General features: G+C 67.5%; 4 protein-coding genes and 1 pseudogene. 2 read left to right on the forward strand and 3 right to left on the reverse strand.

Going from position 1 to position 4,443, the window contains the following annotated elements:
- The first annotated feature begins 571 nt into the window (after positions 1–571).
- On the forward strand, positions 572–1,042 hold the full coding sequence (locus MTQ10_RS28310) for a helicase associated domain-containing protein (RefSeq protein WP_441351007.1): 471 nt from the start codon (positions 572–574) through the stop codon (positions 1,040–1,042).
- An 11-nt stretch (positions 1,043–1,053) separates the two neighbouring features.
- On the opposite strand, the gene MTQ10_RS28315 is transcribed toward MTQ10_RS28310, so the two are convergent.
- The gene (locus MTQ10_RS28315; protein WP_247473181.1) at positions 1,054–2,127 is read right to left on the reverse strand and encodes a ParB/RepB/Spo0J family partition protein; all 1,074 of its coding nucleotides are present in this window, start codon (positions 2,125–2,127) and stop codon (positions 1,054–1,056) included.
- The gene (locus MTQ10_RS28320) at positions 2,124–3,389 is read right to left on the reverse strand and encodes a ParA family protein (RefSeq protein WP_247473182.1); all 1,266 of its coding nucleotides are present in this window, start codon (positions 3,387–3,389) and stop codon (positions 2,124–2,126) included. The genes MTQ10_RS28315 and MTQ10_RS28320 overlap by 4 nt, the downstream gene beginning before the upstream one ends.
- A gap of 414 nt (positions 3,390–3,803) precedes the next feature.
- On the opposite strand from MTQ10_RS28320, the gene MTQ10_RS28325 reads away from it, so the two are divergent.
- Entirely contained in the window at positions 3,804–4,289 is a 486-nt protein-coding gene (locus MTQ10_RS28325) for a hypothetical protein (protein WP_247473183.1), read from the forward strand.
- Between the two features lie 29 nt (positions 4,290–4,318).
- On the opposite strand, the pseudogene MTQ10_RS28330 reads toward MTQ10_RS28325, so the two are convergent.
- A pseudogene (locus MTQ10_RS28330) lies at positions 4,319–4,443 on the reverse strand (IS481 family transposase); the annotation flags it as partial.

A 4,443-nucleotide genomic window follows, 5' to 3' on the forward strand; every position in this document is an offset into this window, starting at 1 on the left:
GAGCAGCGAGCCGGGGCGCTGCGCGCCCCGGCCGCTCCCGCTCCGCGTGAGCGGGAGCGGTTCGCTCCGCTCACCGCCAGGCGGTACGCGCTGCGCGCGCACCGTCAACCGCAGGGCAGGCGCCTCGCGTTGCGAGGCGTGGCCGGCCTCCGGCCGGCCCGTGGCCTCCGCTGCGCTGCGGCCACTCCAGCGCAGCCACCAACTCTTGTGCGGGCCGGGTGTGCCACGCTCCGCGCGGCCCACCCGCGGGCCTACGGCCCGAGGCGGCAGCAAGAGGGGGGTGGGGCGGGAACGGGTGCGGCTCAACGAGGCTGGGCTGACTGGTGGTTGAGGCGGGTGACTCTCCGTCAAGCCGCTTTCCTGTGGCGTCGCTGGGGCCGGGGTAAACAGGATCGCGCCGCGTTCGGGGGATTTTCTGGATGCTGGTGCTTCGTTTTGAAGCCGGGGATAGAATCTGGAGGCAGACAGCAGTTCCGCTGAGGGGTGGCGACCCGGTTTGGATCACGCTTCCTCGTATCTGATCGGTTAGCGGCGATCCGGTCGCGGTGGCTTCACCGTAGTCGACTCCACGTTGTCTACGTGGGGGTTTCACGCCGCCTTCCACCTCACCCGGCTCCACCTGGAAGCCGGCGGCCAACTGCCCACCGAGCCGGACAAAGTCCTGCACCAAGGCGAAGACCTCGGACAGTGGGTCACATCGGTCCGCTTCGGCTGGGACAAACTCACCACCGCCCAACAATGGATGTGCACGCACATCCTCGGCATCCATCCCGCCGGCGAACACGAAAAGCCCAAACCACGCCGCACACACGCCGACACATGGGCCACCAACTACGCCGCCGCCAAACAGTTCTACGAACGCGAAGGACACCTGCAGGTACCAAGAAGGCACATCGAGACGATCATCGTCGGCAGCGGCGAGGACCAGGAAAAGCGGGAACTCCGGCTCGGAACATGGATCAGCAACCAACGCAGCCGAGCCGCCACCCTGACACCAGAACGCATCGACCTCCTCTCCACCATCGGCATGCGCTGGACATGAGGGCGGCCGGTTCAGTGCGCAGGAGCGGCCTGGCTGTTGCTGTTCCTGTGCTGGATGAGGAGGTCCAGCATCTTGTTGAACTCGTCCGGCGGCATCCTGTTGATCAGGTAGTAGGCAGCGGACTCCCCGTCGCCGTAGGGGAACTTCTTCAGCTGGGGACGGGCGGTCTGGTCGGCCTCTGCTCCCACGTCGTTGGGGACTCGCGGCTCTTCGGCAGGTGAACTCATACGAGGCTCGGGAACCGCTTCACCGGAGGGCCTGGGGGTCGCGGCCTCACTGCTGGGGGTGCTCGCGGAGCCTCCGGTGATTACGCCGTAATCATTCTCTCCGTTCTTCCCCTGCTCCGGCCTCCGGGGCGGCTTGGGTTCTCTCAGTGCCTCTTTGCGAGCTCGCTCGGCCTTGAGGGCTTCCAGTGCAGCGGCCTGCTCATCGTGTGGCCTGTTGCCGACAGCACGGAGCAGGTCAATGGGCTCCTCGCCGATCCGTGCCTGGAGTTCGGGTGTCAGGTTGAGCAGGGCGAGACGCTGTGAGACCCAGCCTTGGGAGCGATGGAGTCTCTTGGCGAGGGCTCGCTGGGTGCCGTGGATGGCGAGAAGGCGCTGCAGCGCACGGGCCTCGTCGAGCTCTTCGAGGTCTTGGCGGTGGATGTTGGCTACCAGAGCGGATTCGAGCAGTTCCTCGGATGTCGATCCCTGGTCGTCGCTGACCATCACCTTGACGGTGGTGAGGTCGGCTTCGCGGGCGGCAGCGAGCCGGCTGCTGCCGTCGATGACGACGTAGGTGGTGTCCGGTTCCAGGTCTGCTTCCCGGCTGGGGTTGGCCTTGATGTAGGCGTCGCGGTTCATGACCGTGATCGCTTGCTTCTGGCCGTGGGTCTTCAGGCTGCCCGCGAGGTCGCTCAGGTCCCCGAGGCTGGACCGTGGGTTGTCCGGGTTGAGGCTGATACGGTCGACGGGGAGTTCGGACGGAGGGGCGACGCCCTCGGTCGGGACTCCGGTGGCTGCAGCGACTGCCTGGCGGCGTGCACTGACGGGGCGGACTCCCCCACCGAAGCGCCCGGCGCCCAGTCGGTCGGCCTTGCTCACAGCACCTCCCTGGCGAGAGCACGCATGGCCACCGCCTGCTGCGACTTGGGCGCGTAGGACAGCAGTGGTTGTTTCACTCGGACGGCTTCCTTCTGCTCCTTGAGGTCTCCGATGAGACCGACGACTCTCGGGTCCTTTATGTCGACCCACCCCTGGAGGGAGGAGGTCGCGATGTAGCCGCGGCGGGAGTCGTAGAGGTTCACGACGATGCCCAGGTAGTCGATGTCGATCTGGAGGTCGTTGCGCAGGTCGTCGATCTGGCTGGTGAGGAGCTCGTAGGCGTCCGCGGAGCTGTCCTCGGCCTGGACGACGATGAGGGCGCCGGACTGCCCGTGCCTCTCGCCGTCGCGGCGCCGACCGTAGTAGGCGGCGGCGTCCATGCTGAGGCCGAGGCTGGGCGGACAGTCGACGATGATTACGTCGTAATCACCCTCCAGCGAGGCGAGGGCCCTTTCCAGGGCGGCTTCCCTGGCGCGCACCGCGGACAGGCGCACGTCGAGCAGGAACGCGTCGTTGCACGCGGGCAGGAGGTGCAGCCGGCCGCCGAAGGTGTCCTCGTCGATGGAGACGATGAGGTCGCGCAGGTCACCCTTCGGGTCTCCGGCCATGTGGTTGGTGAGACTGTCGCCGTTCATCGGCAGGGGAGTGGCACCGAGTTGGTTGGTCAGGTGGCACTGCGGGTCGAAGTCGACCAGCAGGACCTGCAGACCGGGGCCGGGCAGGTTCTCGATGTCGAGCGGGTCGTCAGAGGGCGCGGTTTCTCCGGCGCGAGTCTCGCTGGCCCGGAGCGCCTTGGTGAGTGCCTTGGCGACGCGCACGGAGTACAGGGCATTGGGGTCTTCGGCGAGCGCCTCCCCCAGGCCCGCGGTGATGGCCGTCTTGCCGACGCCGCCCTTCTGGTTGCAGACGACGATGCGGCGGGTGATCTCCGGTCGCACCACGTCCGGGGCGGGGTTGGTGTCGAGCCACAACTGGACGGACTGGGCCAGGCCCTGGATGAGGGAGACACGTCGTTCTGCCGCGATGCCGCGGAACTCGTCCCACTGGCCGGGCGGCAGGAATGTGGAGAACGAGTCGGCGCCGGCGGTGTCGATCGACGCCGGCATCGACGCCAGGCTGCACCAGTCCCTGATGCCCTGTTCGACAGCGGTCTGGATCTCGATGCCGTGCTGCGCGGCTCGTACTTTGAGGCTCTGCCGGAGCCATCCCGGCAGCTTGGAGACGACCTTCTCGCGGTCGCTGGCGGCAGTTGGCGAACTCATGAAGGACACCATACTAACGCGCAAGATCTTTTGTGAGACCGACGCGTTAGCTTCGCAAAACTCGGGGGGTGGCTGGGGACTTCGTCCGCTCGTAGTGATTACGGCGTAATCGCTGCGAGCTTCCAGCGGGAGCCGGCTCGGTGAAACTCCGCCGGGCTGCCGGTGCCGGGAGTGATTACGGCGTAATCACTCCCCGAAGGATCTTGAGCTTGGTGCCGCGTTGGCGTGATAGTGAGCGGCGGGGGTCGGCGCGGCTCGGCACGTAGGGGGACGGGTGGAGAGACGGCGACGGCGGAACGGCAGGGTGTCGTGAAGGGGCCAGAGCGGTGGGCCTGGGAGCTGACACCCCTGGAGGGCGTCGGGCCACTGAGGTTCGGGCTGAGGGTCACCGAAGTTGCCGCGGTCCTGCCGGACATGAGCGAGCTGCGTCGGTTCCAGGCCGACCCCTGGTTCCCCAAGACCCTGGGTATGGAGTTCGGGGCGGGGCGTGGAGAGCCCGCCGTGTCCTGCTACTTCATCGACGGCCGGTTGTTCTGCGTCGCAGTCGACGGGGTGCACGGGCCACAGGTGACGTTGTGGGGGAGGGAGTTGACCGCCTGCGCTCCAGCCGATCTGGAGCGGTTCCTCCTGCATGCCGACGGGTGCGGGGTGCTCGACGTGTCGTACGGTCCGCGGGGGAACCCCGGGGTGAACGGGTTGGGCCTCGTGCTGCGGGTGCAGGAGGCCGGCGGTGGTGTGGTGACCCGGCCGGTCATGGTGGGCCGGGGCTTTGCCGACCGGTGCACCGACGACTGGGAGGGTGCGATCCCGGAGTGCGAATGGCGGGGCCGGCCATGGCCCCTGGCACACAGCGCAGACAGCTCGGAGTCTCGGTCCCCGTCTGGACGCCGCAGGAACTGAGGCGGTGGGAAACCCGCCTGGCCCGCTTCCTAGGTGTATTGCCCTGAGAGGTTAGGAACGCGGCTGGCGGGTGGCTGGCCTTTCAGCGCGGTGTGTCCGCGGTGGTGATTGTAGGTGTGCAGCCAGTCGGGGAAGGCGTCGCGTCGTTGTTGTT

Source organism: Streptomyces sp. XM83C (assembly GCF_023072675.1).
In the GTDB taxonomy this organism is placed as follows: Bacteria; Actinomycetota; Actinomycetes; order Streptomycetales; family Streptomycetaceae; genus Streptomyces; species Streptomyces thermocoprophilus.

Excerpts from the sequence above, each read along its gene's own strand:
- MTQ10_RS28320 (WP_247473182.1), bottom strand. The coding sequence starts at position 3,389 with ATGAGTTCGCCAACTGCCGCCAGCGACCGCGAGAAGGTCGTCTCCAAG.
- MTQ10_RS28325 (WP_247473183.1), top strand. The coding sequence starts at position 3,804 with ATGAGCGAGCTGCGTCGGTTCCAGGCCGACCCCTGGTTCCCCAAGACC.